Annotated in this window: 25 protein-coding genes, 1 pseudogene and 1 other annotated feature; of the genes and pseudogenes, 5 read left to right on the top strand and 21 right to left on the bottom strand. The window is 40.6% G+C overall.

Going from position 1 to position 26,754, the window contains the following annotated elements:
• The first annotated feature begins 109 nt into the window (after positions 1-109).
• From C6344_RS01340 to C6344_RS18930, 3 genes are all read left to right on the top strand, one after another.
• Complete coding sequence (locus C6344_RS01340) at positions 110-508, top strand: globin domain-containing protein (protein WP_008355333.1); 399 nt, start codon at positions 110-112, stop codon at positions 506-508.
• Entirely contained in the window at positions 505-1,416 is a 912-nt protein-coding gene (locus tag C6344_RS01335; protein WP_034663234.1) for a ClpXP adapter SpxH family protein, read from the top strand. Before C6344_RS01340 ends, C6344_RS01335 begins: the two co-directional genes overlap by 4 nt.
• Before the next feature lie 296 nt (positions 1,417-1,712).
• Positions 1,713-1,886 carry a hypothetical protein gene (locus tag C6344_RS18930; RefSeq protein WP_034663238.1) on the top strand — a complete coding sequence of 58 codons (174 nt, stop codon included), beginning with the start codon at positions 1,713-1,715 and terminating at the stop codon, positions 1,884-1,886.
• A 103-nt stretch (positions 1,887-1,989) separates the two neighbouring features.
• On the opposite strand, the gene pepF is transcribed toward C6344_RS18930, so the two are convergent.
• The 5 genes and pseudogenes from pepF to C6344_RS19175 all read right to left on the bottom strand — a co-directional run.
• Positions 1,990-3,816: an oligoendopeptidase F gene (gene pepF / locus C6344_RS01330; RefSeq protein ID WP_282959334.1), complete on the bottom strand. Its 1,827-nt coding sequence runs from the start codon at positions 3,814-3,816 to the stop codon at positions 1,990-1,992.
• 214 nt (positions 3,817-4,030) lie between these two features.
• Positions 4,031-5,191 carry a competence protein CoiA gene (locus C6344_RS01325; RefSeq protein WP_106072664.1) on the bottom strand — a complete coding sequence of 387 codons (1,161 nt, stop codon included), beginning with the start codon at positions 5,189-5,191 and terminating at the stop codon, positions 4,031-4,033.
• Between the two features lie 161 nt (positions 5,192-5,352).
• Positions 5,353-6,873: a cardiolipin synthase gene (cls, locus tag C6344_RS01320; RefSeq protein ID WP_088003078.1), complete on the bottom strand. Its 1,521-nt coding sequence runs from the start codon at positions 6,871-6,873 to the stop codon at positions 5,353-5,355.
• A gap of 85 nt (positions 6,874-6,958) precedes the next feature.
• Entirely contained in the window at positions 6,959-7,624 is a 666-nt protein-coding gene (mecA, locus tag C6344_RS01315) for an adaptor protein MecA (RefSeq protein ID WP_012009573.1), read from the bottom strand.
• Positions 7,591-7,711 (bottom strand): annotated as a pseudogene (locus C6344_RS19175) (hypothetical protein); the annotation flags it as partial. The pseudogene C6344_RS19175 and the gene mecA, both read right to left, overlap by 34 nt.
• Before the next feature lie 175 nt (positions 7,712-7,886).
• Here C6344_RS19175 and C6344_RS01310 point away from each other — a divergent pair.
• Positions 7,887-8,552: a TerC family protein gene (locus C6344_RS01310; protein WP_060596006.1), complete on the top strand. Its 666-nt coding sequence runs from the start codon at positions 7,887-7,889 to the stop codon at positions 8,550-8,552.
• Positions 8,553-8,591: 39 nt separating this feature from the next.
• On the opposite strand, the gene spxA is transcribed toward C6344_RS01310, so the two are convergent.
• The 8 genes from spxA to C6344_RS01270 all read right to left on the bottom strand — a co-directional run bounded on the left by spxA (position 8,592) and on the right by C6344_RS01270 (position 15,920).
• A complete protein-coding gene (gene spxA / locus C6344_RS01305; protein ID WP_003211421.1) occupies positions 8,592-8,987 on the bottom strand; it encodes a transcriptional regulator SpxA in 396 nt (131 codons plus the stop codon).
• A gap of 193 nt (positions 8,988-9,180) precedes the next feature.
• Complete coding sequence (locus tag C6344_RS01300) at positions 9,181-9,759, bottom strand: GNAT family N-acetyltransferase (protein ID WP_060596005.1); 579 nt, start codon at positions 9,757-9,759, stop codon at positions 9,181-9,183.
• A gap of 136 nt (positions 9,760-9,895) precedes the next feature.
• Positions 9,896-10,183 carry a hypothetical protein gene (locus C6344_RS01295; protein ID WP_060596004.1) on the bottom strand — a complete coding sequence of 96 codons (288 nt, stop codon included), beginning with the start codon at positions 10,181-10,183 and terminating at the stop codon, positions 9,896-9,898.
• 103 nt (positions 10,184-10,286) lie between these two features.
• Positions 10,287-11,207 carry an ABC transporter ATP-binding protein gene (locus tag C6344_RS01290; protein WP_034663259.1) on the bottom strand — a complete coding sequence of 307 codons (921 nt, stop codon included), beginning with the start codon at positions 11,205-11,207 and terminating at the stop codon, positions 10,287-10,289.
• A gap of 1 nt (position 11,208) precedes the next feature.
• Complete coding sequence (locus tag C6344_RS01285; protein WP_034663262.1) at positions 11,209-12,288, bottom strand: ABC transporter ATP-binding protein; 1,080 nt, start codon at positions 12,286-12,288, stop codon at positions 11,209-11,211.
• Positions 12,289-12,300: 12 nt separating this feature from the next.
• A complete protein-coding gene (locus tag C6344_RS01280) occupies positions 12,301-13,218 on the bottom strand; it encodes an ABC transporter permease (RefSeq protein ID WP_034663265.1) in 918 nt (305 codons plus the stop codon).
• A 3-nt stretch (positions 13,219-13,221) separates the two neighbouring features.
• Positions 13,222-14,166 (bottom strand): ABC transporter permease, encoded by a 945-nt coding sequence (locus tag C6344_RS01275; protein WP_060596003.1) that lies wholly within the window; start codon positions 14,164-14,166, stop codon positions 13,222-13,224.
• 116 nt (positions 14,167-14,282) lie between these two features.
• On the bottom strand, positions 14,283-15,920 hold the full coding sequence (locus tag C6344_RS01270) for a peptide ABC transporter substrate-binding protein (RefSeq protein ID WP_034666712.1): 1,638 nt from the start codon (positions 15,918-15,920) through the stop codon (positions 14,283-14,285).
• Between the two features lie 481 nt (positions 15,921-16,401).
• Positions 16,402-16,620: a binding site (T-box leader), on the top strand.
• A 53-nt stretch (positions 16,621-16,673) separates the two neighbouring features.
• Between C6344_RS01270 and trpS the strand changes: the two genes are divergently transcribed.
• A complete protein-coding gene (gene trpS, locus C6344_RS01265; protein ID WP_060596002.1) occupies positions 16,674-17,669 on the top strand; it encodes a tryptophan--tRNA ligase in 996 nt (331 codons plus the stop codon).
• Between the two features lie 35 nt (positions 17,670-17,704).
• On the opposite strand, the gene C6344_RS01260 is transcribed toward trpS, so the two are convergent.
• The 8 genes from C6344_RS01260 to fabF all read right to left on the bottom strand — a co-directional run bounded on the left by C6344_RS01260 (position 17,705) and on the right by fabF (position 26,744).
• A complete protein-coding gene (locus tag C6344_RS01260) occupies positions 17,705-18,457 on the bottom strand; it encodes a YjbA family protein (protein WP_060596001.1) in 753 nt (250 codons plus the stop codon).
• Positions 18,458-18,635: 178 nt separating this feature from the next.
• Positions 18,636-19,535, bottom strand: a complete 900-nt coding sequence (gene opp4C, locus C6344_RS01255) for an oligopeptide ABC transporter permease (RefSeq protein ID WP_081311422.1) — start codon at positions 19,533-19,535, stop codon at positions 18,636-18,638.
• 33 nt (positions 19,536-19,568) lie between these two features.
• Positions 19,569-20,519: an ABC transporter permease gene (locus tag C6344_RS01250; RefSeq protein ID WP_060595999.1), complete on the bottom strand. Its 951-nt coding sequence runs from the start codon at positions 20,517-20,519 to the stop codon at positions 19,569-19,571.
• A gap of 225 nt (positions 20,520-20,744) precedes the next feature.
• The gene (locus tag C6344_RS01245) at positions 20,745-22,379 is read right to left on the bottom strand and encodes a peptide-binding protein (protein ID WP_060595998.1); all 1,635 of its coding nucleotides are present in this window, start codon (positions 22,377-22,379) and stop codon (positions 20,745-20,747) included.
• An 83-nt stretch (positions 22,380-22,462) separates the two neighbouring features.
• Positions 22,463-23,485, bottom strand: a complete 1,023-nt coding sequence (locus tag C6344_RS01240; protein ID WP_066031039.1) for an ABC transporter ATP-binding protein — start codon at positions 23,483-23,485, stop codon at positions 22,463-22,465.
• Positions 23,482-24,462 (bottom strand): ABC transporter ATP-binding protein, encoded by a 981-nt coding sequence (locus C6344_RS01235; RefSeq protein WP_106036693.1) that lies wholly within the window; start codon positions 24,460-24,462, stop codon positions 23,482-23,484. Before C6344_RS01235 ends, C6344_RS01240 begins: the two co-directional genes overlap by 4 nt.
• Positions 24,463-24,630: 168 nt before the next feature.
• Positions 24,631-25,425, bottom strand: a complete 795-nt coding sequence (locus C6344_RS01230) for a DUF2268 domain-containing putative Zn-dependent protease (protein WP_106072663.1) — start codon at positions 25,423-25,425, stop codon at positions 24,631-24,633.
• A 77-nt stretch (positions 25,426-25,502) separates the two neighbouring features.
• Complete coding sequence (gene fabF, locus C6344_RS01225; RefSeq protein ID WP_060595995.1) at positions 25,503-26,744, bottom strand: beta-ketoacyl-ACP synthase II; 1,242 nt, start codon at positions 26,742-26,744, stop codon at positions 25,503-25,505.
• Positions 26,745-26,754 lie beyond the last annotated feature (10 nt).

The following is a 26,754-nucleotide window of genomic DNA, read 5'->3' as shown; positions in this document are numbered from 1 at the left end:
ACAAGAATAGAAACAATAAAATAGAACAAACTGAATATCACTTTTGAAATAAATGAATTCACAATAGGGCGCTTCATCCTATTAACTACGAGTAAAAGGAGTAGTCAACATGGTACAATCGTTTAACGCACCTTACGAAGCGGTTGGAGAGGAACTTCTATCGCAACTTGTTGATACTTTTTATGAAAATGTAAAGTGTCATCCTTTGCTTCATCCTATTTTCCCGGATGACTTAAAAGAAACAGCAAGAAAACAAAAACAGTTTTTAACTCAATATTTAGGCGGACCCCCGCTTTATACAGAGGAGCATGGCCACCCTATGCTGCGGGCGAGACATCTCCCTTTTCCGATTACTGAGGAGCGGGCTGACGCATGGCTTGAATGCATGGAGGATGCGATGGATCAAGTAGGATTAACCGGCGATATTCGTGACTTTTTATTTGAGCGGCTTTCTCTAACGGCTCGTCATATGGTCAATCAAACACCTGAAAAGGATGGACGATCTTGAGCTGCAATACGCACGATCAATATTTCTCACACTGTCACGGACATCCTCAAAAGCCGATTGAAATCTATGTATTCATTGACCCTCTAAGTCCAGACTGCTGGTTATTAGAGCCATCCATTAAAAAATTGAAAATGAAGTACGGCCGTTTTTTCACTTTACGAACGGTGACAAGTTCTAGTATTAATGCATTGAATCGAAAACGAAAAAAGCATTTACTGACCGAAGCATGGGGGAAATTTGCTACCAAAACTCAGACCAAAAAAGAACAAATGCTGTCCGAACAAATTGTGACTTCACCCTACCTCGCCTCGCTTGCATTAAAAGCGGCTGAGCTTCAAGGCAGAAAATGCGGAATGAAGTTTCTGCGTCTCATTCAAGAATCACTTTTTTGCCATCAGCAAGATGTGACAAGTGAACATGTGCTGCTAGAAAATGCAAAAAGTGCTGGACTGGACATCGAGGAATTCCAGCGCGATATTCATTCTCAAAGTGCTGTTAAAGCACTACAATGTGATATGAAAATTGCAGCTGAAATGGACGTATCTGAGCTTCCGACCTTTGCCTTTTTTAATACAGTAAACGGGGATGAAGGATTAAAAATTTCAGGTGCGTACTCTTATGATGTATACGAGGAAATCCTTTTTGAAATGATTGGTGAAAAACCAACACCTTCAGAACGGCCTCCAATTGAATGGTTTATTGCTTACTTTCAATTTGCATCTGCAAAAGAGATTGCTGTCGTTTATGACCTGACACTTGAAGAAGTTGAACGAGAAATGAAAAAGCTGGCTTTCGCTAAAAAGGTAGAACGTGTACAAGTACATCAAGAAATGTTTTGGCGCTATAAAGTAGATGATCATCATTCAGATCTTGATCTCTACCGCTGTGAGAATGAACATGGGTGCTGACCCATGTTTTTTCTTTACCCTAAAAAGGAACACCCGTTCTATTTTTAAGCACGAAGAAACCGCGCCGGGATAAGCGCGGTTTCACTATGTCTTAACGACAACAAAGGGGATGGGAGAAATTTTTCACGGTCAAACAAAGGGGTAATGTTTGTATGTGATTAATTTCACATCTGTAGTATATCAAATTTTGTCGACTTATGACAACAGATATACTATATGTTCATATTTTTGTCACAAAACATAAGAGGGTTGTCACTTTCATATAGTGAAAGTAACGAAAAAATGGAGGGATCTGCATGCGCAGCACAACCATTGGACTTGTTTCCATTGGCTTATGTTTCTTTTTAAATATATTAGGCTTAATGAAAATGCTTCCTCTTTATCTAACATCCCCACTCTTATTTGCTTCTATTCTTTTTACACTTTATCGAATGAACCACCGGAAGACCTTTAAGGGATTTAAAGGTTGATGATAAGGAACGGCCTCTACATGCGAAGAGGTCTTTTTTTATGAGAAAAAAACTCCTGTCAAAAGATGAGTTTGCACTCACACGTCTGACAGAAGTCTTTTCATCACTCACCCGTTTTAGAGATGAGCTCTTCCATTTCTTTCAGCTTTTCTTCGAACAATTGACATGCTGCTTTGATTGGTTCTTTGGAAGCCATATCAACACCTGCTTTTTTCAACACATTAATTGGATAATCAGAGCTTCCTGCTTTAAGGAAGTCTGTATAGCGCTCCACCGCAGGTTTTCCTTCTTCTAATATTTGCTTGCTTAATGCCTGTGCAGCACTATAGCCTGTTGCATATTGATATACATAATAGTTGTAATAGAAGTGAGGAATTCTCGTCCATTCTAATCCGATTTCTTTATCCACAACCATGCCGTCTCCAAAATACTTCTTATTCAGGTCGTAATAAAGGTTCGTCATAAATTCCGGCGTTAAAGCCTCTCCTTCTTGCGCTTTCACATGAATAAGATGCTCAAACTCAGCAAACATCGTCTGTCTGAATACCGTTCCTCTGAATCCTTCTAACAAGTGATTTAACACATACAAACGCTGCTTTTTATCATCTAGATGATTCAGCAGGTATTCGCCAAGTAACGCTTCGTTTGTCGTAGAAGCCACTTCAGCTACAAAGATACTATAGTTTCCATACGGATATGGCTGATGCTTTCTTGTATAGTAGCTGTGGACAGAGTGCCCAAATTCATGAGCCAGTGTAAATAAATTATCAATATTATTTTGCCAGTTCATGAGGATATATGGATTTGTACCATAGCTTCCAGATGAATACGCACCGCTGCGTTTCCCTTTATTCTCATAAACGTCTACCCAGCGATTGCTCAGTCCCTCTTTTAACACGGACACATATTCTTCTCCTAATGGCGCTAACCCTTTTAGCATATAATCTTTTGCTTCATCGTAGGTTAGCTTCATACCAGCATCTTTTACAAGTGGTGTATACAAGTCATAATTGTGCACTTCATCAAGCTTTAATACCTTTTTACGCAATTCAATATAACGGTGTAATAACGGTAAATATTGATGAACTGTATCAATCAGATTGTCATATACTTCTTCTGGAATACTGTTCCGAGATAGTGCCGCTTCTCTTGCTGAGTTATAATTTCGTACTTTTGCATAAAAATTATCCTTTTTAATCGAACCGCTCAGTGTCGAAGCAAGCGTGTTTTTATACTGATCATACGTTTTATACACAGCTTTAAAGGCATTCTTTCTCACTTCACGGTCATCACTGTTTAAAAATGTGATAAAGTTGCCGTGGGTAATCTTCTTTTCTTCCCCATTTTCATCCTTTACAGAAGGGAACGAAATATCAGCATTGTTAAACATACTAAAAGTAGTAGATGAAGTTGAGAGTGGTTCAGAGGCCTCAGCTAATAAAGCTTCTTGCTCCTCACTTAAAATATGTGGACGCTCTTTATTAATTTCTTCGAGAGCATGGGAATACAGTTTTAATTCTTCTTTTTCCAGAATAAACTGCTGCAATTTATCTTCTTGAATCGATAAAATCTCTGGAACAATATAAGCAGAAGTACTAGAGAGCTGTGTAAATAAATTCGATGCTTTATCATTCAGCGCTTGAAATGATGAGTTAGTTGTATCCTCATCGTATTTCATGTGCGCATATGTATAAAGCTTACCAAGCTTTTCAGAAAGCTGATCCTGAAAGGTTAGGGCTTCATACAGTACATCAGCAGAATGGGCCAGCTTGCCTTTAAATTGGGCTAGCTTAGGAATTTCTTTTTTGACAGCTTCGAATTCCTTGTTCCATGCATCAACGCTTTCGAAAATATCTTCAAGACGCCATTTGTTTTCTTCTTTTACTTCGCTTCTGTCTGGTAAATGGTTATTTTTGCTTTGTGAAGTCATATGAATCCCCCTTGCATAAGTTGTGTTGAACCAACCTTTCGGAAAGTGAAAGAAATTGGTGTTGTATTTATCTTCTTTGTTTTGAACTATATTTGTCAAATCATATGCAGAAAAAAATACCAAACAGACTAAAAAAATGAGAAAAAAGCGTTTCTTTCTATTCAATCGCAGCACCACCTTTTTCTTATCATGATCAAAGTGGGCATGAAACATGCTAACGAAATAAGGAAGCATCTCGTTTGAACGCTTCATCTACTGTTCGTATCGGCATTTGATTCGACGCTACTTCATAATTACCCTTTTTCGTCATGTGTAAAAACCCTTGTCTGACAAGCGCCTTAACATATGCAGTGATGACCTCTTGTATTTCTTCTATTGAAACATCACCGTATCGGAGCTTTACTTCTTTCATCTGGACACACCGCTTGATTTCTTTCATCAGCAGTTGAACCGTTACTGGACTGCTTCCTTTTTTCCTCATCATCCAATCATACAGACACCCCTGCCAGACATAAACAGGACTTGTAAAAATATACGTTTCTTTCAGCGGGATAAATAATTCAGTTGGCAGAAAAGGGAAAGCCATTTGATGATGCTCATAGAAAATGTCTCTCAACCGCTTGCTTTCATTTGATAAAATGCGGGGAGGCCGCTGCCTAAATTGCTGTATACATCTAAGCCATTGCTTGTAGACTGGACGCTTGCTTGAAGGCGGAGATAGGAGCGCCGAAAGTTCGCGGTATGCTGTTGGCGGTCTGACAGTCATGGCGGCACATATTTTCGTTGGTTGAAATACGAGAAGTTGAGCAAGATGGATGAATCTATTCTGGAGCGGACAGTAAAAAATCAGACTCCCTTTCTGTGATTCCCTTAACATTCCCCAATGAATGGAGGAGAAGGAAAAGAGCTGGGCAGATATTCGCTTTAAACGATTTGCCCCTATTACCCATATAGGGATGAGCCCCGCTTCACGGAGCCCTGCTGTTCTTTTGCGCAGCTCTTGCCGTGAAATATTTGAGCATTGATATTCGATTGCATAACTTGTTCCTCCAATAGAGACGGCCACGTCAGGACGCTGATGAACCTTTGACACATACTTTTCAAGCACCGGTTTATGTCCCAGCCGCTGAAGCCAATTCATGATGACTTCTTTCCCCGCCTGATGATAAGCCGTTTCGCTTGAGGCTAGTGGACATGCTGTCAGCTGTTTATGTGCAAAATGATACACACGTTGTTCACCAAGCTTTAATTGCACCTCTTCCCTGCAATCAGGACAATAAAATTTGCACGTCTTCCTTACATGCTCCAGCCGGTTTTTAGATAAATGATGTGTAATTCGAATAAGCTTTCCATTATCCATGATCGCTGTATTCATTCTGCTCGCCCCTTACTCTTTGATGACCGTATTATAGCTTGTTCGTCTATTAAGAAGCGAATAGGCAAATTGAACTTTTATCATATCAAAACATGATTTTACTGATGTTTTCCTGAGGAAAATGAAAAAACCCCCTGATAAAAAGGGGGAAAATACAATCTTTATAGTAATGGTGATAATAATCTTGCTGTGGATTCAAACAGTCTGACCCTTAACGGTCTCTTTGCAAATTCTTCTGGGACAATTTCATGCGACTGCTCTAAATCACCTAAGAAGTCGTTCACGAGCTTCTCTGTGCTTTTCGTTTTATATAGGAAGGCATTCACTTCAAAATTCAAATGAAAGCTTCTCATATCCATGTTGGCCGTTCCTATCGAAGCCAGCTCACTGTCCACAATGATAAATTTACTATGCATAAAGCCTTGATCATACTCATACACCTTTGCTCCTGCTTCTAAAAGCTCTGGGAAGTATGAACGGGACGCATGGAAGACGATCCGTTTATCTGGATTCTTCGGAGCAATAATCCGTACGTCTACTCCGCTTAATGCAGCAATTTTTAATGCAGACAAAATATCATCATCCGGCACAAAATACGGTGAAGCGATCCAAATAGACTTTTTGGCAGAGATAATCATGGAGAAAAAGAGATTTTTAATGACCTCCCACTGTTTATCAGGACCGCCAGCAATCATTTGTACGCCTTCTGTTGTGCTCTCAAGGTGGCTGAAATCTTTGAAGTAGTCCACACCTGCGCATCTCTCATTCGTCATATAGTACCAATCCTGCATGAAAATCTGCTGCAGGTCACGAACAGCTTCCCCCTTAATCATCAAATGCGTGTCACGCCAAAATCCATATTGTCTGCTTCTGCCCAAATATTCGTCTCCAATGTTCAGCCCGCCGACAAATCCAACTTCTCCATCAATCACGACAATTTTTCGGTGATTTCGAAAATTGATTTTATTATTTAACAGGGGTAGTCTCACAGGTAAAAATGGAACGATCTGAACGCCGGCCTTTTCGAGATCAGCAATATATTGACGAGAGAGCTTTAAGCTTCCTACATCGTCATATAAAAAGCGGACAATCACGCCATTTTTCGCTTTATCAATGAGAATATCTTTTAATTCTTGTCCAAGGTCATCGTGGCGGAGAATATAATATTCTAAATGAATGTGATGTGTCGCCTTTTTGATTTCTTCAAAAATATGAGAGAATGTTTCTTCTCCATTCGTCAGGACTTTAGAGGACGTGCGATACGTAATAGGGGTATGTCCGAGTCTGTGGGCCAGCTTAAATAAGAGCTGCTGATGATCACCCATATGCGTCATTTTCTCAATCGCTTCTCTATGAATATGCTCATCTTCCTGGATTAACTGTTCATCTAGAATGGCTTTCTTTTCAAACAGCCTGCGTTTTTTGATATTGCGTCCAAAGAAAATATAGAACAAAAAGCCGAATAACGGAAAGCTGCCAAGCAGGACAAGCCACGTTATTGTTTGAGATGGATTCCGGTTCTCCAAGAATATGACAAACCCGATGAAGATAATCGATAAAGTGAAGAGAACACTGACAGAACTTAATACACTTACCGCTAAATCACCAGCAATTAATTGAATGACTAAATAAGCACCTATCGTAATGATAAGAAAAAATAGAACTTTGACTAAATTTCTCATTTCATTTTCTCCTTGCCGATCTCTTTATTTACCTATTCATTCAGATAAAAAAGCCGATTCCTCTATAGAAATCGACTTTTGTTGGTTACGAGAAGTGCTGTTGAATCGTTTCAAGGGCATTTCCTTCGATAATCAGCTGACCGTATTCTTTCAGTCTGTAAATGCTGACCACTGATTCATGAGCATATTCAAGCAAAATGCTGAGCTTATTCTCCACTTGCTCATCTGACAAATCCTCGTGGAAGTCAACATATAGATAATAACGGTTTTCAAACGAATATAAACTTGTGGTAAAATCCTGCATATTTAATTGAGAAAGTGCAATCAAATCTTCAAAGTCATCCATTTTCAACACAAATTGAAGTTGAAGTTTTTTGTCCTTCTCATTATGGTCTTCTTGATCCTGCTCTTCTTTTTGAAAATCATCAAGCAGTGCGTCTAGACTTTCTTCATCTGTTTGATCTTTTTTATCTTCTGGAATCGGCAATTCGAGCTTTTGTCCATCTTTAGAAAGTTGGGCTTTCGTCACGACAATTTCAAGACCTTTGTCAAGTGCCTGCACTTGAATCCAAAGAGGTCCCTCAACTGCAAATTCTTCTTCTTCGTGCACTTCGTCCATTACTTCCCAAAACAGCTCTTCACTGCGTTCACGATTATACCAAATTTCTTCACGGTCAAATCCGCGGTCTTCAATATCACCGTAGGAAATATAAAATTTCACTGTATGTTCATTAATTCTTTCGATTTCCATTTTGCCAACCTTCCCTTCTATATAAGATGTTGAAGGGACATACAAGCTCCCAATTAATAGTACTTTACTACACTTTACCCGTTCCGTCTACATGTTAACCTTTTAAAGAATTGAGGTATTGCTTCGTACTGTCTATTTTATGATAAAACATGAATAAAAGAAATAAAAACGCATTTTTTGCAGAGAAAACTTACAGAAACATATATTTGAATTGTCCTCATATATTGGTTGTACGAGCTCTATTAGACATGAGGTGAAATGGATGGAAACAGAGTGGATCATATCCTTACTGATGATTATTGGCATAGATCTGATTTTAGGCGGAGATAACGCGTTGATCATTGCGATGGCTAGCCGCAGCTTATCAAATGACAAACGCAATAAAGCCATATGGATCGGTACACTTTTGGCAGTGCTGATGAGAATTACGATGACAGGTGCCGCAGTTTATTTATTGACCATCCCTTATTTGCAATTTATCGGCGGGCTTTTTCTCCTTTATATAGGATACAATTTGTTAATTGAACAAAAGAAAGAATCGATTCGCATTAAAAGCAGCGGCTCCCTTTGGCGTGCGGTTCAGACCATTGTGATTGCAGATCTCTTTATGTCACTTGATAATGTGATTGCAGTTGCAGGTGCGGCAAAAGGCAACATGCTGCTGACCGCTTTCGGCCTTATGATTTCAGTACCGATTATTATTTGGGGAAGTAAGCTAATTCATGCCGCTTTAACCAAATTCCCGTTTCTTTTATACGGAGGAAGTGCTCTTTTGGCTTTTACTGGCGGTGAAATGATTGTTCGTGATGTGAAATTGAATGAATTTATGGCTCAGCATGCGACTCTTGAATTCATGCTCCCGTTTTTAACGGTTGTAATGGTCATTTTAGCCAGCTTATTTTACGAACAAACAGCTGAAAACAAATAAAAAAAGCTGCCAAATGATCGGCAGCTTTTCGTTTTTCAATTAGTTAGCAAGTCGCTGAGCTTCTCTTAGTTGGAATGTACGAACCGTTCTTGGAAGGAAACGTCTAATTTCATCTTCATTGTAGCCAACTTGTAGTCTTTTTTCATCCAAGATGATTGGACGTCTTAAAAGACCTGGATGCTCATTGATCAGTTTATACAATTGTTGAAGAGGCATTGTCTCAACATTCACATTTAGCTTTTGGAATACTTTTGAACGTGTTGAGATAATTTCATCTGTACCGTCTTCAGTCATTCGAAGAATTTCTTTGATTTCATCGATTGAAAGAGGCTCAGAAAAGATGTTTCTCTCTTGATACGGGATATTGTGCTCTTCTAACCACGCTCTTGCTTTTCTACATGATGTACAGCTTGGTGATGTGTATAATGTTACCATAAATCTTCACTCCTCAATTTGTAGAATGAATATTGATCTGTATTCTTAAATTAAAATTGTTCTAAATAAGTAATCTTTATAGTGATTATACTATAAAAAAGTAAGTGTGAACAGATTTTCTTGCAATTTTTGTGACAAAAACTAGACAATTTCATTCATTTTGTGGTGCCGTTTGATGTCTGAACATTCTCATTTAGTCGAGATGATCGAAAATATTTTTTTGTTTTCTATTTTCAATGACCTTCAATACATCATCAACATCCTCATACGACTGCCCATACCATTCTTCATCTTTATACGTATGGATTCGTTCATAGGTCTTCCTCATAGCCTCCATCATTTCTTCCTCATTATCTGTAAGAGGCGACCAATAAAGGATTTCCATGCGGTTCACTTCATTTGTTGCAAGTGACCTGCGTTTATAACCGATTGATTCTGCGTGCTTGAAGTGCTCTCTTTGGTAAAACTTTAGGCGTTTTGCAGTATCTGCATCATCTTCATCTACAGGCTCGACCTCAAGCAAGATCGGTTTCTTTTTTTCCTTCAGCTTATGAATGAGCTTTGATCCGAGGCCTTCACCTCTTGCATCTCTGGAAACAAATAAATAATCAATAAAGATGAAAGAATCAAATTCGGCGTACATCATCACATGATGAGGTCCTTCCTCCTTATGATAAACATCACTTCTTTCCTTTAATAAAGCTTCCATATGCTCTTTTGACTTCATTTCTTCTATCGGGAAGTATTCACTGAGCTTTTCATACCAATTCATGGATCCGCTCCTTATGATATCGTTAAGAACCACTTCCTTAGATATTCCCGATTTCCTATTATTTAAACGCCTGTACTAGTAAGACGCAGCAAAGTCTTCACTAGTTTCACTTTTTTTCAAACAACAGAAAAAAGTTTTATATCGAACGGTCTATGAGTAGTTGAAAACAAACAAAGAGGATAAGTGTCATCGCTATTTGAAACATAATGAAATAAAGATACTTCATGCGCCGTGCTTCTTGCTTCTGATTGCTTGTCTTTCGGTTAAGCATATATTCCACCGAAAAAGACACAATGCCAATGAGCACCATAAACACGAGCATCCACTGTCCCCCATTTGGTTTCCTCAAAAAAGACGTTGAAAAAAGCATGAATACAATTAGAAAGTGAAATAATGAGTAGCGAAACGTCTTCCATATGGACATCTGATTTCCTCCTAGAACCTGCTTGTTGTTATCTAGAAATTACCATCATCTTATTTTTTTGTAAAATAAAAAAAGAAGCACTGACAGCAGCGCTTCTTTCTTCTTATGATTGTTTAGCTTGAAGCTCTTTGAATTCTTCCTCTGTGCAGCTCACAAAGTGACCTGGCTTCACTTCACGGAACTCGGTGTTCGTTCCTTTGTGAACAGATGGATCATACTTTATTCGTTTGCGGTTACGCTCATAATCTGGATCTGGGAGCGGAATCGCAGATAGTAATGATTTTGTATATGGATGAAGCGGATTTTCGTATAATTCATTCGCTGGTGCCAGCTCAACCAATTTTCCGAAATACATCACGCCAATACGATCGCTGATGTATTTTACCATAGACAGGTCATGGGCAATGAATAAGTACGTTAATCCTTTTTCTTCTTGAAGTTCTTTCATTAAGTTGACGACCTGTGCTTGGATCGACACATCTAATGCAGAGATTGGTTCATCGGCGATGATGAAATCTGGTTCAACTGCTAATGCACGGGCAATTCCGATACGCTGCCTTTGACCACCTGAGAATTCATGCGGGTATCTGTTTGCATGCTCTTTGTTCAAGCCAACAGTTTCAAGTAATTGGTACACACGCTCTTTACGTGCTTGCTTTGTTTTTGCTAGGCCATGAATGTCGATGCCTTCTGCAATGATATCAAGGACTGTCATTCTAGGGTTGAGTGAGGCATATGGATCTTGGAAGATCATCTGCATTTGACGGTTGAACTCAAGCATTTTTTGTCTTGATTTCTTCCCGTGTACACTTTCCCCTTTATAAAGAACCTCACCATCTGTCGCATCATAAAGTCTAATGATGGAGCGGCCCGTAGTGGATTTACCACAACCAGACTCCCCTACAAGGCCAAGTGTTTCACCTTTATAAATATCAAATGAAACTCCGTCAACTGCTTTCACAGTCCCTCTTGCTGTATGGAAATGTTGCTTCAAATTTTTGATTTCTAACAGTTTTTCTGCCATGCTATTCACCCTCTTTTACTAATACAGGTTTTTCGTAGCTACCTTCTAGTTCACGCATTCTCGCCTTTACAGAAGCAGGCGGTTCAACTTTAGGTGCATTTGGATGAAGTAGCCATGATTTCACATAATGCGTATCTGATACTTTGAACATTGGCGGTTCTTGTTCAAAGTCAATTTTCATTGCATAATCGCTTCGGAGTGCAAATGCATCTCCTTTCGGCGGGTTTGTCAGATCTGGCGGTGTTCCTGGGATTGCAGTCAGCTTCCCTTCATCTCCGCCATCTGTGTCAAGGCTCGGCATTGATGCTAAAAGTCCCCACGTATATGGATGTTTTGGATTGTAGAAAATTTCATCAACAGTCCCTGTCTCCACAATCTGTCCTGCATACATAACGGCTACACGATCAGCGACGTTGGCGACAACACCTAGATCATGCGTAATAAAGATAATAGATGTTTCAACCTTTTGCTGAATTTCTTTCATTAATTCTAAAATTTGCGCCTGAATCGTTACATCTAGTGCTGTCGTCGGCTCATCGGCAATCAATAGCTTTGGATCTGCTGCGAGCGCCATCGCGATGACAACCCTTTGTCTCATCCCGCCACTAAATTCGTGCGGGTATTGCTTGATTCTTTTTTCAGGCATTGCAATTCCAACAAGCTCCAGTAATTCAATGGCTCTTTTTTCAGCCGCTTCTTTTGAAATTTGTTCGTGCTTGAACAGTACTTCTGTAATTTGCTTCCCGACTTTCATCGTTGGATTCAAAGAAGTCATCGGATCCTGGAAGATCATTGAGATGTCTTTTCCTCGAATGGTTTGCATTTGTTTTTCTGTTTTCTTGACGATATCTTGCCCATCAAACAGGATCTGTCCGCGCTTGAAATAACCCGGCGGCATCGGTATTAATCTCATGATGGCCTGTGATGTCACACTTTTACCAGAGCCAGATTCACCTACAATAGCAAGTGTCTCGCCTTTATTTAAGTGAAAGTTCACACCACGAATGGCTTGAACCTCTCCACCATATGTTTTAAATGAGATTGCAAGGTCTTTCACCTCTAGAATACGTTCACGTTCCATCCTAATCACTCCTTATTTACGCAACTTCGGATCTAAAGCGTCTCTTAGTCCGTCTCCAACCACGTTAAAACCAAACATTGTTATACAGATAAATGCGGCTGGGAACCATAATCTCCAAGGATAGTACGTCATGGCCGGAATTCCGTCAGACGCCATTGTTCCCCAGCTCGCTAATGGAGCCGGTACACCAAGTCCTAGATAGCTTAAGAATGCCTCCGTGAAAATAGCTGAAGGAATGGTGAGTGTCATTGTGACAAGAATTGGTCCCATTGAGTTTGGAATTAAGTGTTTAAATAAAAGTCTAGATGTTTTCGCACCTAATGTTTGTGCAGCAAGAACGTACTCTTGACTCTTTAATTGTAGAACCTGTCCCCGAACGATACGTGCCATGTTTATCCAGCCTACGACTGTCATGGCGAGGATAATTGTTAATAATCCTTTTGGCAGAACAACCATCATTAAGATAACCATTAATAGTGTTGGAATTGCCCATAAAACGTCTGCGATACGCATCATGACTTCATCTGTACGGCCGCCTTTGAACGCAGCAATACTTCCCCAGATAATACCGATGATCACGTCAAGGACCGCTGCAGCAAGACCGATGAAGATCGAAATTCTTGCCCCGACCCATGTACGGACAAACATGTCACGTCCTAAATCATCTGTACCGAACCAGTGCTCTTTTGAAGGTGGCTGGTCTGCATTCAGTAAATCGGTCGTCGAGTAATCATATTTAGAAAAAATCGGAACAAAGATGGCCAGCATCACAATAATAAAAATGATTGAAAGACCAACCATTGCAAGTTTATTTGCACGGAAGCGAAGCATAGCATCCTTCCATAAAGATAGACTAGGTTTAGAAATTTTTTCAGATTCTGCTGCGTCAGCTGTCGCAGGAACAAATAAATCTTTTCTCATCTCTTCCATGTGTTAGACCCCTTTCTTCGCCTTCGTCAGTTTAATTCTAGGATCGATAATACCGTAGAGGACGTCAACGACTAGAATACTGATTAATAGAATAATACTGTAGAAGACTGTGACACCCATGATGACGGTGTAATCACGGTTTGTAATACTTGTGACAAAGTGAGAGCCTAATCCAGGAATACCGAAAATCTTCTCCACGACAAAACTACCTGTTAACACTGAAGCAGCCATTGGTCCCATATATGTAATGACAGGTAACAATGCGTTTCGAATTGCGTGTTTAATCGTCACAGCTGATTTCGTTAATCCTTTCGCTCTAGCCGTTCTAATGTAATCACTGTTTAGAACTTCAAGCATACTTGACCGTGCAAGTCTAGCGATAAATGCCATAGGCATGAAGGAAAGTGCAATAGAAGGTAGTACGGTGCTGGCCCAAGACTCCCATCCTGCAACTGGGAAAATCGCTAAAACGCTTGCCTCAGATGCAAATACATATTGTAGCAGCGCAGCTAAAATGAAACTTGGAACTGAAATTCCAAAGATCGTTAAAATGGCAATCGTATAGTCCTGCCACTTGTTATGATAGAGCGCTGCAAGGACCCCAAACAATACACCAAATGCTAATGCGAGGAGAATTGCCTCAATTCCGAGGGTAAAGGAAACGGGGAATCCAGAACTGATTAAGTCATTTACAGTTTGTCCTTTATATTTAAATGAGGGACCAAAATCTAATTTTGCAACTGAACCTAAGTAGTTTACATATTGAACAAATAAGGGCTTGTCCAACCCGTAGTGCTCGTTTAGGTTTGCTTCAATTTCAGCAGGAAGTTTCTTCTCACCAGAGAATGGACCACCCGGTGCTGCCTGCATGAGAAAGAAAGTTGCAGTTACAATAACAAACAGTGTGATTAAAATATATATTAATCGCTTACCGATATATTTAAGCAACGGAATTGCACCTCCATGATTTTACAACATTTTCTCTAATCAGCAAGAAAGGTATATGGAGAGACATCCTCCATATACCTTAAGATCCTTGCCGTAGATCTCTTACACTATAATTCTTACTTTTCGAAATGTGCCCATTTGTATTGAACATCACCTAGTCCAGATACAACCACACCTTTTAGTTTTGGATCTTGTACCCAAAGCTGAGTGTAGAAGTAAATTGGTGCTATAGGCATATCGTTGATGATGATTTCTTCTGCTTTTTTCAGCATTTCTTCACGTTTCGTTTTATCTGTTTCTTTCGCAGAATCATTCAACAATTGTTTGTACTCTTTGCTTTCCCATCCAGTGTCGTTGTTTCCACCGTCTTTATCTTTGTAAAGCTCAAGGAAGTTCACTGGATCGTTGAAGTCACCTAACCAGCCCATACGTCCGATTTGGTAATCTCCGCTGTGGATCTTGTCGATGTATACGTTCCACTCAGAGTTATCAAGTTCAACTTTCACGCCTAAGTCTTTCTTCCACATTTCTTGAATTGCTTGTGCAATCTTTTGGTGGCCTTCATCTGTGTTGTAAGAAAGTTTCAATGCTGGAAGATCAGAAACTGACTTATAACCTAATTCTTTCACACCTTTTTCAAGAAATTCTTTCGCAGTTGCTACATCGTGATCTTTGAAGTAGCCAGTTTTGTTATCAGTGAATCCTTCCATTGTTGGAGGAACGATTGCCATAGCTGGCACTTGCTCACCTTGCGTAATTTTGTCAACGATCGCTTGACGGTTGATTGAGTATGCAAGGGCCTTACGGATGTTTGCATTGTTTAAAGGTTTTACTTCTGTGTTGAATTTGTAGTTATAGATACCTGCGATCGTTTGGATTTTAAGACCGCCTTCTTTTTTCAATGTTTTTAAAGACTCAGTTGGAAGGCTTCCAGTTGGTGAACCAGCCCAGTCAAGCTCGCCTTTTTTGAACATGCTAAGCTCAGTGTTTGTATCTTTGATCATAGACATGTTGATCTTTTTCAATTTCACAGTATCTTTATCCCAGTATTCATTGTTCTTTTCAAGCGTGATAGAACCGCCATGTTTCCATTTAGAAAGAACGAATGGTCCGTTAGATACGTAGTTTTCACCAGCATTTGTGAACCAGTTTTTATTCTTTTCAGCCACTTTTTTGTTGACTGGCATATACGTATAGAATGCAGTTAGTTCAGTAAAGAACGGTGTTGGGTTCTCTAGCTCAACTACAAGCGTTTTGTCGTCTTTAGCTTTAATGCCAACATCAGCAACTTTCGCTTTCCCTTTGTTCGCTGCTTCAGCACCTTTAATATAGTAAAGCTGGTAAGCATATTGAGATTCATTTTTAGGATCTAATGCCCATTTCCAAGCATATTCGAAATCTTTAGCTGTGACAGGGTCACCATTAGACCATTTTGCATCACGAAGTGTGAATGTGTATGTTTTACCATCAGCACTTGTTTTGATATCAGAAGCCATTGCATTTTCTGGCTTACCTTCAGCGTTAATTCTTGTTAATCCCTCAAAAGTCTGACGGATGACACTTCCTGAAGTTGAATCATTTGCCAATCCCGGATGTAGAGAAAAAGGCTCAGTGGAGATATTCACATTTAATGTTGTTTTAGCCTCTCCAGAACTGCTCGTGCTGTCGCCTGATTTGTTTCCGCTGAAACCACAAGCGCTTAATACAAGTGTGAAAATAAGCATTAAAGTAACAACAGACCAACGCTTTTTCAACTGTATTCCCCCTTATAATATGTTTTAGTTCAAAGGTCTCGATAGAAGATGAGATTCAGATTTAAGAAATAGCGTAAAAAAGTCCCTAAATAGCTTACTTTCTATTTCTTTTGTTTTTTCTGAATTTTCACTATGTAAAGAGCCTAGCACAAACGTGTGAACAAATTAATTATAATGAATAGAATAATTTATTGCAATATCAATTTCATATATTTTAAAAAAACGTAAATGGGGATAAAGAGGGATTTTTATAAACTAAAGTCTCAATCACTTCAACAAATTAAAGCGTAAATTGATTAAAATAATTTAACAAATTCAGCAGGAATAATGTTTTATACATATAATTAATCATCCTTTTTTAAAAAATTCTGACAGATAGTTGGTTTTTTATCTAAAATTTTAAGTGTCAAACGGCATGATGAGAAGGTCACATGAGGGCTTCGTGACTTTTTTATGGTCATCCTTTATAATAGATAGACATACTGTTGCGATGAAAAAGAAGAGTACATATATTCACCATTTACAGAGAGTCTGCGGCTGGTGGGAGCAGATAATGGCATGTATGGAATGGGCTTTGGAGCAGCTAACCGAACACTTTTAGAAGTAAGTAGGCTTAGACGGAGCAGTCTCCGATATCAACGTCTTGAGTGATTTCTTTGTGAAATAACAAGGGTGGTACCACGGTTCATTCGTCCCTTTTCTGTTGAAAAGTGACGGGTGGGCCTTTTTATATTGAAGAAAAGAGGTTTTAGTATGACAAAGAAGACAATTTTTTCTGGCATTCAGCCGAGCGGTTCTGTGACTTTAGGGAACTATATTGGAGCAATGAAGCAATTTGTCGATTTGCAGCATGATTATCATGGCTATTTTTGTGTAGTCGATCAACATGCGATTACGGTGAGTCAGGACCGGCTAGCTCTTCGCCAAAATATTAGAAGCTTAGCAGCTCTTTATTTGGCAGTTGGACTTGATCCAGAGAAGGCGACATTGTTTATCCAATCAGAGGTACCTGCTCACGCCCAGGCAGGATGGATGCTGCAATGTGTTGCTTATATTGGGGAATTAGAAAGAATGACCCAATTTAAGGACAAATCCGCTGGTAAGGAAGCGGTTGTTTCAGGCCTATTAACGTATCCTCCATTAATGGCTGGCGATATCTTATTATATGGTACTGATTTAGTCCCTGTTGGAGAAGATCAAAAGCAGCATCTTGAATTGACTAGAACGCTTGCTGAACGTTTTAATCGAAAATACAATGACATCTTCACTGTACCTGAAGTGAAAATTCCAAAAGAAGGCGCTCGGATTATGTCTTTAACAGATCCAACGAAAAAGATGAGCAAATCCGATCCGAACCAAAAATCCTTCATTACCTTATTAGATGAACCAAAGCAGCTTGAAAAGAAAATTAAAAGTGCTGTGACGGATTCTGAAGGCATCGTCAAGTATGACAAAGAGAACAAGCCTGGTATTGCCAACTTGCTGACGATTTATTCTGTATTAGGCAACGTATCGATTGCAGAGCTTGAGCAAAAGTATGAAGGCAAAGGGTATGGTGAATTTAAGGGAGATCTTGCGAACGTAGTCGTTGATGCTTTAAAACCAATACAAGATCGGTACTATGAACTCATTGAGTCAGACGAGCTTGACCGCATTCTTGACGAAGGTGCTGAAAAAGCAAACCGCGCAGCAAACAAAATGCTGAAAAAAATGGAGAATGCGATGGGTCTTGGCAGAAAACGCAAATAAAAAAAGCTTGCAGCACATCACGCTGCAAGCTTTTTCTAATTCACTTTTGATTCGTTTTCCATTTCCCAAAGCTTTTCAAAAAACGGCTGTCCCTTAATCATTTTTTCACAAAATGCTAAATGATTCTCTGACCATCCATCAATGGTTTCATTGTAAAGCATGTTCCAAATCTCTTCGAATGACATTCGTTTGATTTGATTGTACATGCGCGGGTTCCATTCCGTATACCAATACGCAATTTCTGCTCTGTTTTGAAGACCTTTTAATTGATCGAGCGCCATAAACATTAGCTGCTTCAACTGTCTTTCTTTTCTCGTTAATCCGCTGATGTGCTGCGGCGGCAAAGACAAAATATGATACTCCTTCGCCGACTCAAGACTATCCAGAGAAAATTCATATTCCTCAGCCTTCACATCTTTCACCATCTCATACACCAATTGCTCCTGCCTTGGGATTAAGCGGCTTTTCCTCACAGGAATGGAATACCCAATCGTATCCACAGCAATAATCCGGATACCGTCCGTGACCACAAAGCAATATTCTAGTTTACGCCGTTCATGATTTTTTCGAATATATGATTTCTCAAAGACAGATTCTAGCAGCGTCTTCGGCAGTTCTGAAAGATCATTCTCTATGTAATCAAACAAAGGACTCTGCACCTTGAGTAAAGGCACTTGATCTAACAGCTCCACACTGTCCTCCTTACGCCACTCATGAAAATGACACACATTGTAGCCATTTTCTTCCCCTTCAAACCAATTCACCCATACGTCATGAAGAAATAACATAACCAATCCCTCACTTTTTAAAAACTGTTGTCCACAGTATGGGCAAGGGATAGAGAAATTATTCCAACTTTATCAAAACTTCAAGCGGAGCGAATGATGGCGTGCATTTTTTTATTTTATAAAGAAAACAAAGTGCGTGTCGCAGAGTCCCTTTCATCTTGTCATAAAAAATGAGGCATTACTTTAGCTTTTTAGGATCAAGCGCATCTCTCAGCCCATCTCCTAAGAAATTAAAGCATAAAACGGTCAGCAATATCAGTAAACCTGGGAAGAGCGGATACCACCACGCTTGCACCATAATCGAGAAGTTTTGTGCATCTTGCAGCATGTTGCCCCAGCTTGCTGTTGGCGGCTGTATGCCAAACCCTAGATAGCTCAGCGTTGATTCGGCTAAAATGACGGAACCTACTTTAAGTGTAGCTGACACGATAATAGGACCGATACAGTTCGGTAAAATATGCGAAAAGATGATGACATGGTTTTTCGTTCCAATGGTTCTCGCCGCAAGTACGAATTCTCTTGTTCGTAGTGATAAGAATTCACTGCGGATCAGTCTCGCGGTTGTGGTCCAGCCGGTCAAAGCAAAGATTAATATCAATTTATCAATGCCCGGTTTGAAAATGGTGACAAGCGTGATCAATAGAAAAATGTCAGGAATCGACAATACCACATCAACAAATCTCATTAAGATAGAATCAACAAATCCTTTGAAATACCCTGCTACCGCTCCAACGACGGTGCCAATGGTGATCGCCCCGACCACTGAGACGAAGCCAACTAGCAGAGAGACCCTCGCTCCATAAAGCACCCTTGAGAAAATATCTCGGCCAAACTTGTCAGTTCCCATCAAATGCTCAGCACTTGGCGGCTGGAGCCGCTTCAATAAATCTTGCTGCTCTGGTGCATAAGGGGCAATCACTGGAGCGAAAATGGCTGAAAAGATAATGACCAATAAGATCACGGAGCCGGCAACCGCCAGTTTATTTTTGAAAAATTTCTCACAAAATAAACGCAGCATCGTCTCTGGCTTTGGCGGAAGACCCTCTTTTAATTTGAGATCAACAGGAGGTGTTCCCATATTAGGCTGTGCCAATTGTGCTTCAGCTCCCTTCTAATATTCAATACGCGGATCAACGATCGCATATAGAATATCCGCTATTAAATTTCCAACCACCACGAGCACTGCGGAAATAACAGTCATCGCCATAATGACCGGATAATCTCTCGAAAAGGCAGAATCGATGAACAGCTTTCCAAGCCCTGGCCAAGTGAAAATTTGTTCCACCACGACTGCGCCGCCAATAAAGGATGGAACCATCAATCCGAAAATCGTAATGACAGGCATAAGACCGTTTCTTAACCCGTGCTTGAAAATGACTTTGTTTTCTCGAAAGCCTTTCGCTCTTGCGGTGCGAATATAATCCTGCCTCATGACATCAAGCATACTCGACCTTGTGTACCGGGTGAGCCCTGCCATATCAGCAGTTGCTAAAACAAAGGCTGGTAAAATGATGTGATGGAGCCGGTCAAACACATTAAAATCGGCATTTAAGGTAGAAACACCGCCTGTCGGGAACCATCCTAGATTCACAGATAAAACCATAATCAGAATGAGTCCAAACCAAAAGTTCGGAATAGCCAGTCCGATAAAAGATGTAACCGTAATGCCATAGTCAAGCTTTGTATATGGACGTTTTGCTGAAAGAACACCAAATGGGATGGCGATAATCAGTGCGACTAATGTAGAAAAGATCATGAGGATGAGGGTATTTGGCAGCCGGGCAAAAATCAAATCAGCCACGGGCGTTCCCTTTTTAACAATGGAAGTGCCAAAGTCACCTTGAAGCATATTGCCAAGCCATTTCATATATTGCACATATTCAGGATCGTTCAAGCCGTACTTATCAATAAAGGCTTCCCGGTCTGCGGCACTAATGGTCGGGTCCATCATGAGTGACATTGGATCGCCTGGTGCTGCTTTCATAATGGCGAAGGACAAAATAGTAATCCCAAATAAGATGGGAATGGAAAGCAGTGTCCTTCTAATGATATATGTAACCATATGCACAACTCCTTTTTCATCGGATCGCCATACTGTGATGAAAAAGGGCTAAAATAGTCTTTATTTTAGCCCTCTGTCTTCATTGCAGCGTGATATGAGAACCCTTAAAATCTAACTGGTGCTTGGTGAATGAAATCATCGTGAGCACCAGCGCGCCGGACTGACGCCGAATAGAAGGGTTTGTCTTCACGCTGAAAGGGGAGACCCCCCCTCTTCACTAACAGCCTACTGTTCAATCCACCATTTCTCGATTTTGTAATACTCATCTTTCGGGTGGTAAGAGTAGCCTTGGAGATTAGATGGCATCGCGCGATGTGAGTTGGCATAATAAAGGAACGTATATGGCTGATCTTCTGCGATCAGTTCATAAATTTTTTCATATGCCTTTGAATATTCTTTTCGATCGCTTAAGTTCTTAGCATCCACTAACAGCTTATCGACCTCTTCATTTTTATACCAGATGTTATTCAAGCCTTTTTCTGACTGGCTTGAGTGGAAGATGCTGAATTGATCAGGGAATGTGGCAAGGCTCCAGCCGAGCAGCAGCGCATCGTAATCCCACTTAGGCGGTGTCGTCTGCTCAATGAGTGCACTGAATTCCACAATTTGCGGCTTCGCTTCAACACCAATTTCTTTGAGCTGCTGCTGGACAACGACAGCGATGTCTTCACGGACTTTGTTTCCTTGGTTGGTCTTTATGACAAAGGAGAATTTTTTGCCGTTCTTATCAAGATAGCCATCTCCATCTGTATCCTCCCAGCCCTCTTCTTTCAGTATCTTTTTCGCTTTTTCTTGATCAAACTCAAATACTGGAACACGATCATTCTTCGGATAGTTCCATGACAGCGGACTTTCTGGAATGTTGGCTACTTTGCCGTCTCCGTCTAACACTTGATCGACAATCGTTTGACGATCAATGGCATGTGTCAGCGCTTGGCGGACCTTTTTACTTTTAAAGAGATCATTTTTCTGGTTCCAGCCAATGTATGAATAATTGAGCCCTAGATCAGATTCAATTTTAATGTTGCTGACTTTTTCAGCTGTTTGCAGCTCTGCTCCCGGTACAGCAAAGAAATCAATATCGCCTGCTGACAGCTGGGCAATCGCTGCATTCTGATCAGGAATGGTTTTAATCGTGACGGTATCAAGGTATGGACGTCCATCCCAATAATCGTCAAAGGCTTCTAGTTTAACGTAGTCTCCTTCTTTCCACTCGGCAAATTTAAATGGACCTGAACCAATTGGATTTTTTCGGTTAAATTCATTTTCACCGAGATCCTTTACAGGCACATCACCTAAAATATGCTTAGGCAAAATGCCATAGCTTCCTAATGTGACATTATAGAAATAGGGATCTTTTTTATTGAGCTTGAATTCGATTGAGTAATCCCCTGTCTTTTTAACGGAATCTAATACTTCAAAGCCTGATCCGCGCTCTCCATTGTAGTCCTTATTGATCGGAATGCTGTATGTAAACACAACATCATCAGCCGTCAGTTCTTCACCATCATGAAACTTTACGCCTTTTTTAATGGTCACATCAAACTGCTTGCCGTCATCAGATTCTTTAATATCCTCTGCCAGCGATAGCTGAGGGTTCAGCTTTCCGTCCGTTTGAAGTAAGAAGCTGTAGATTCTTTCCTCAATATCAGAGCTTGCCACGTCTGTTGAATACAGCGAGTTAAATAACGTAGGCTCTGCAATTGAACCGATGACAAGGTCTCCGCCTTGTACAGGTTTTCCAGTTGATTTCTTTTCACTGTCTCCAGATGTTTTATTTCCACTAGAGCAAGCCGCAAGCATGAGTGTAAAGATCAGCAGTAAACTGACCAAAATGGGTTTTCTATTTCTACCTTTCATATACAATTCCCCCTATCCTTTTTTAGAAATGACGACAGATGCCGCTTCATCCCCCCTCTCAAAGATGAGATCTTCCAAGCTGATTAAGCGTCGTAGAGGTGGCAGGCAACGAAGTGGTTTGTTTTTAATTCCTGAAATGCTGGTATTTTTTCTTTACAGATTTCCTTCGCATGCGGGCATCTTGTGTGAAATACGCAGCCTTTTGGCGGATTCGCAGGACTTGGCAGATCGCCTTGAAGCATGATACGTTCTCTTTTAATCTGACCCTTTTTACGGGTAACAGGAACAGAAGAAAGCAGTGCCTGTGTATATGGATGGAGCGGTTCATCATACAGGCTGTGCTTATCGGCAAGCTCCATCATTTTGCCCAGATACATCACGCCGACTCTATCACTAATGTGCCTGACCACACTTAAATCGTGAGAGATAAATAGATATGTCAGGTCAAATTCCTCCTGAAGCTCCTCCATCAGATTAATCACCTGCGCCTGAATGGATACATCAAGTGCTGATACCGGCTCATCTGCGATGATCATTTCGGGATTCATGGCAAGCGCACGAGCGATGCCGATTCGCTGCCTCTGCCCGCCAGAAAATTCGTGAGGGTAGCGATTTGCAAAGCTTGGATGAAGGCCCACCTTTGATAAAAGCTGTTCTACTTTTTCATTTCTTTCTTTTAAGGAATATAAGTGATGTGTTTTGTAGGGTTCTTTGATGATGCTTCGAAGTGTTTTTCTAGGGTTGAGTGATGCAAAGGGATCTTGAAAAACCATTTGGATGTTTTTTCGTGTTGATTGTCTTAGCTTTGATTCTGATACGCGGGAGATATCTTGCCCTTTAAAAAAGATTTGACCGTCAGTTGGCTGATATAAGCGAATCATTGTCCGGCCTAGTGTAGATTTACCGCACCCTGACTCCCCAACAATGCCTAACGTTTCACCTTTATAAATCTTCAAGTCTATGCCGTCAACAGCTTTGACTGCACCGACTTTCTTCTGAAAGACGCCCGCTTTAATCGGAAAATGTTTTCGGATCTGTTTCAGTTCAAGGATGGTTTCTTTCTCTGTTAGATCTGTTGGCTGTGGTTGATTTTGAGCAAGGGTCATGTATGGTCTGCCTCCTCATATAAGAAGCATCTGACGCTTCTGCCATTCTCAAATGTCCTCAGCTTAGGCAGCTCTCCTAGGCAGCGCTCCTTCACTTGCGGGCATCTAGGAGCAAAGCGGCAGCCGGCTGGAAGCTGATCTGGCGCAGGGACATTCCCTTTTATCGCCCTTAACGGCTGTATGTCTCCGTCAATGACAGGAATCGATTCAAGCAGCCCTTCTGTGTAAGGATGAAGCGGTTGATCAAATAATTCTTCGGCGGTCCCATTTTCAACAACCTGTCCGCAGTACATGACAATGACTCGATCTGCCACTTCAGACACGACACCTAGATCATGAGTAATGAGAAGAATAGATGTACCAAATGTCGTGCATAAATCTTTCATCAATGTGAGCACCTGGGCTTGAATCGTTACATCTAGGGCAGTTGTCGGTTCATCTGCAATGAGAAGCTTCGGATCGCAGCTTAGCGCAATGGCAATCATCACTCTTTGCCGCATGCCGCCTGATAAACGGTGCGGGTAATCTTTGATGATTTGTTCCGGTCTGGAAAAACCAACAATCTTCAGCAGATCAATCGCTTTTTTCGTCGCTTCTTTTTTTGAAAGTTTTTTGTGATAGATGAGGATTTCTGTTATTTGTTCCCCGATGGTTAGGACGGGATTAAGTGAGGTCATGGGTTCCTGAAAGATCATAGATACATCATTACCACGAATGCTGCATAATTCCTTTTCACCATATGTAACTAGGTCCTTTCCATCAAGCTTGATGGAACCGTCCATAATTTTTCCACCAGTGCCGTTTATCAACCCCATAATGGATAAGGACGTAATGCTTTTACCAGATCCAGACTCACCGACTAACGCGACAGTTTCTCCTCTGTTGATGCTGAAATCAACGCCATCAACAGCAGGTATCGGTTCTTTTTTTCGAAAAAAATATGTTTTTAAGTTTTGCACTTCGAGCAGCTTGGTCATTCATTCGCCCCTTTCTCCATAGACAATAGAAATGAATAAAAAATTCTGTCTTTTTTGAATAAAAAGAATTATCAAAATTTATATTTGTATATTATTACATTGTTATGACAAAATCAAGAAGAATTTAGTAAATTTGTAATATGTCTCTTTTTATGTGAATCATTCACTTTATGAGTCTACCGCCTTTAAAAAAGTTTCGGACGGCTCTGCAATCATAGACTCCTCGCTGATTCGGTGCTCACTGAAATACTTTTTCACAATATAAAACCCGGTGGCGTAACCAAGCATTTTGGGGTAGTTCCCTTTTCCATAAAGGAGGTTCTGTATCAGTCTTTCGTCGTCCTGCACTTTTTGATCAAGATGACTGGATACCCATTTCTTATACAAGTGCTGAAGCTGCGTTTCGTCATAGAGAGTGGTCCATTTGGCTGTATAGCTTTCTCCGTATCTATGATACACAGCATATTCAGCGAGCCCCTCCATCATGATTGTATCAAGGAATGTAAAATCTTTTTCTTCTTTCGTGAGAAAATGCAACCTGCATACATGGTGATATTCATGAGTCAGCAATGTACCGATACGTTCTTTCGGAGTATTTGGCGACAAAAAGAGAAAGACCTTGTCGTCAAATGCCATGCCGGATTGATAAAAAAATTGTTCTCTAATTTCTTTGCTGCTCTCATTGACTGGCAAAATAAAGACAGGAATGTCAGGGCCTTTCCACTGCTTTTGCAGCGTTTGGTATTCTTTCATGACGAGCTGGAAGTACCCTTTTTCTTTGAGCTTGTCGATCATGTCTTTGCATGATCTAAAAGACCGAATCATTCCGTGATGCTGCAGGTGGGAGAGAATAGAGGACCATTCTTTTTCCTCTGCCCCTTTAAAATAAGGAATAAAGCGCGATGCCAGCTCCTGAAATGATGATGATTGATGAATGAGATATTGTGTATTGACTAGACCCATACCGCTAAACACCTCCATTTTCATCATATGCAAAAAAGCGGCGATCTGTTTATAGATCGCCGCCTTCTTAGGAAATATTACGCTTCGTATTTTTTAAAGATAATTGTCGCATTATGTCCGCCAAAGCCAAGTGAGTTACTTAGAGCCACTTGTACTTCTTTTGAACGTGCTTCATTTGCCACATAATCTAGATCACATTCTTCATCCGGTGTTTCAAGGTTAATGGTTGGAGGAATGACGCTGTCTTTAATCGCAAGAACAGAGAAAATAGCTTCTACTCCGCCTGCTGCGCCAAGTAAGTGACCTGTCATTGATTTTGTCGAACTGATGGCAAGCTGATTCGCATGCTCTCCGAACACTTCTTTAATGGCCATTGTTTCAAATTTATCATTGTAAGGTGTGCTTGTTCCGTGGGCATTGATATAATCAATTTCTTCCACAGACAAACCAGCATCTCGAATCGCTTCTTTCATTGCGCGGACGCCGCCTTCTCCGTTTGGAGCCGGCGCTGTAATATGATACGCATCTCCAGTTGAACCATATCCAACAATTTCTGCATAAATTGTCGCACCGCGTTTTAACGCATGCTCGAGTTCTTCAAGAACGACAATCCCTGCACCCTCTCCCATAACAAATCCGTCACGGTTTTTGTCAAATGGACGGCTTGCTGTCTCTGGATCAGGATTTGTCGAAAGAGCTTTGTTCGCACAGAAACCAGCAAATGACATTTTTGTTAACGGCGCTTCTGTTCCGCCTGTGATCATCGCATCTGCATCTCCGCGCTGAATGACTTTAAATGCATCACCAATTGAGTTTGTCCCTGTTGCACATGCTGTCACTGTACAAGAGTTAACCCCTTTTGCGCCAAGTGCAATTGAAATTTGGCCTGTTGCCATATCTGGAATCATCATTGGAACGAAGAATGGGCTTACGCGTCTTGCTCCTTTATTTGAATACACTTCAAACTGCTCTTCAAATGTTTCAAGTCCGCCAATACCAGACCCAACCCATACACCAACACGCGGTGCGATTTCATCTGTGATTTCAAGACGTGAATCTTCTAGCGCCTTTTGAGCAGCAACGACTGCATATTGCGTGAAGCGTGCCATTTTTCGTGCTTCTTTTTTCTCCATGTAATCTTCAATGTTAAAATCTTTTAGTTCTGCTGCTACTTTTGCGGTATATTCACTTGAATCGACACGTGTAATTGGTCCAACTCCTGATACACCTGCTACAGCATTTTTCCATGTTGACTCTACATCGTTGCCAAGAGGTGTCAAAGCACCTAATCCTGTAACAACTACTCGTTTTTTATCCATTAATTTGTGC

This window comes from Bacillus sp. GBSW19, assembly GCF_002998655.1.
Taxonomy (GTDB): Bacteria; Bacillota; Bacilli; order Bacillales; family Bacillaceae; genus Bacillus.
The sequence above is the reverse complement of the archived record's forward strand: the minus strand, read 5'-3'. Positions and strand labels throughout refer to the sequence as shown.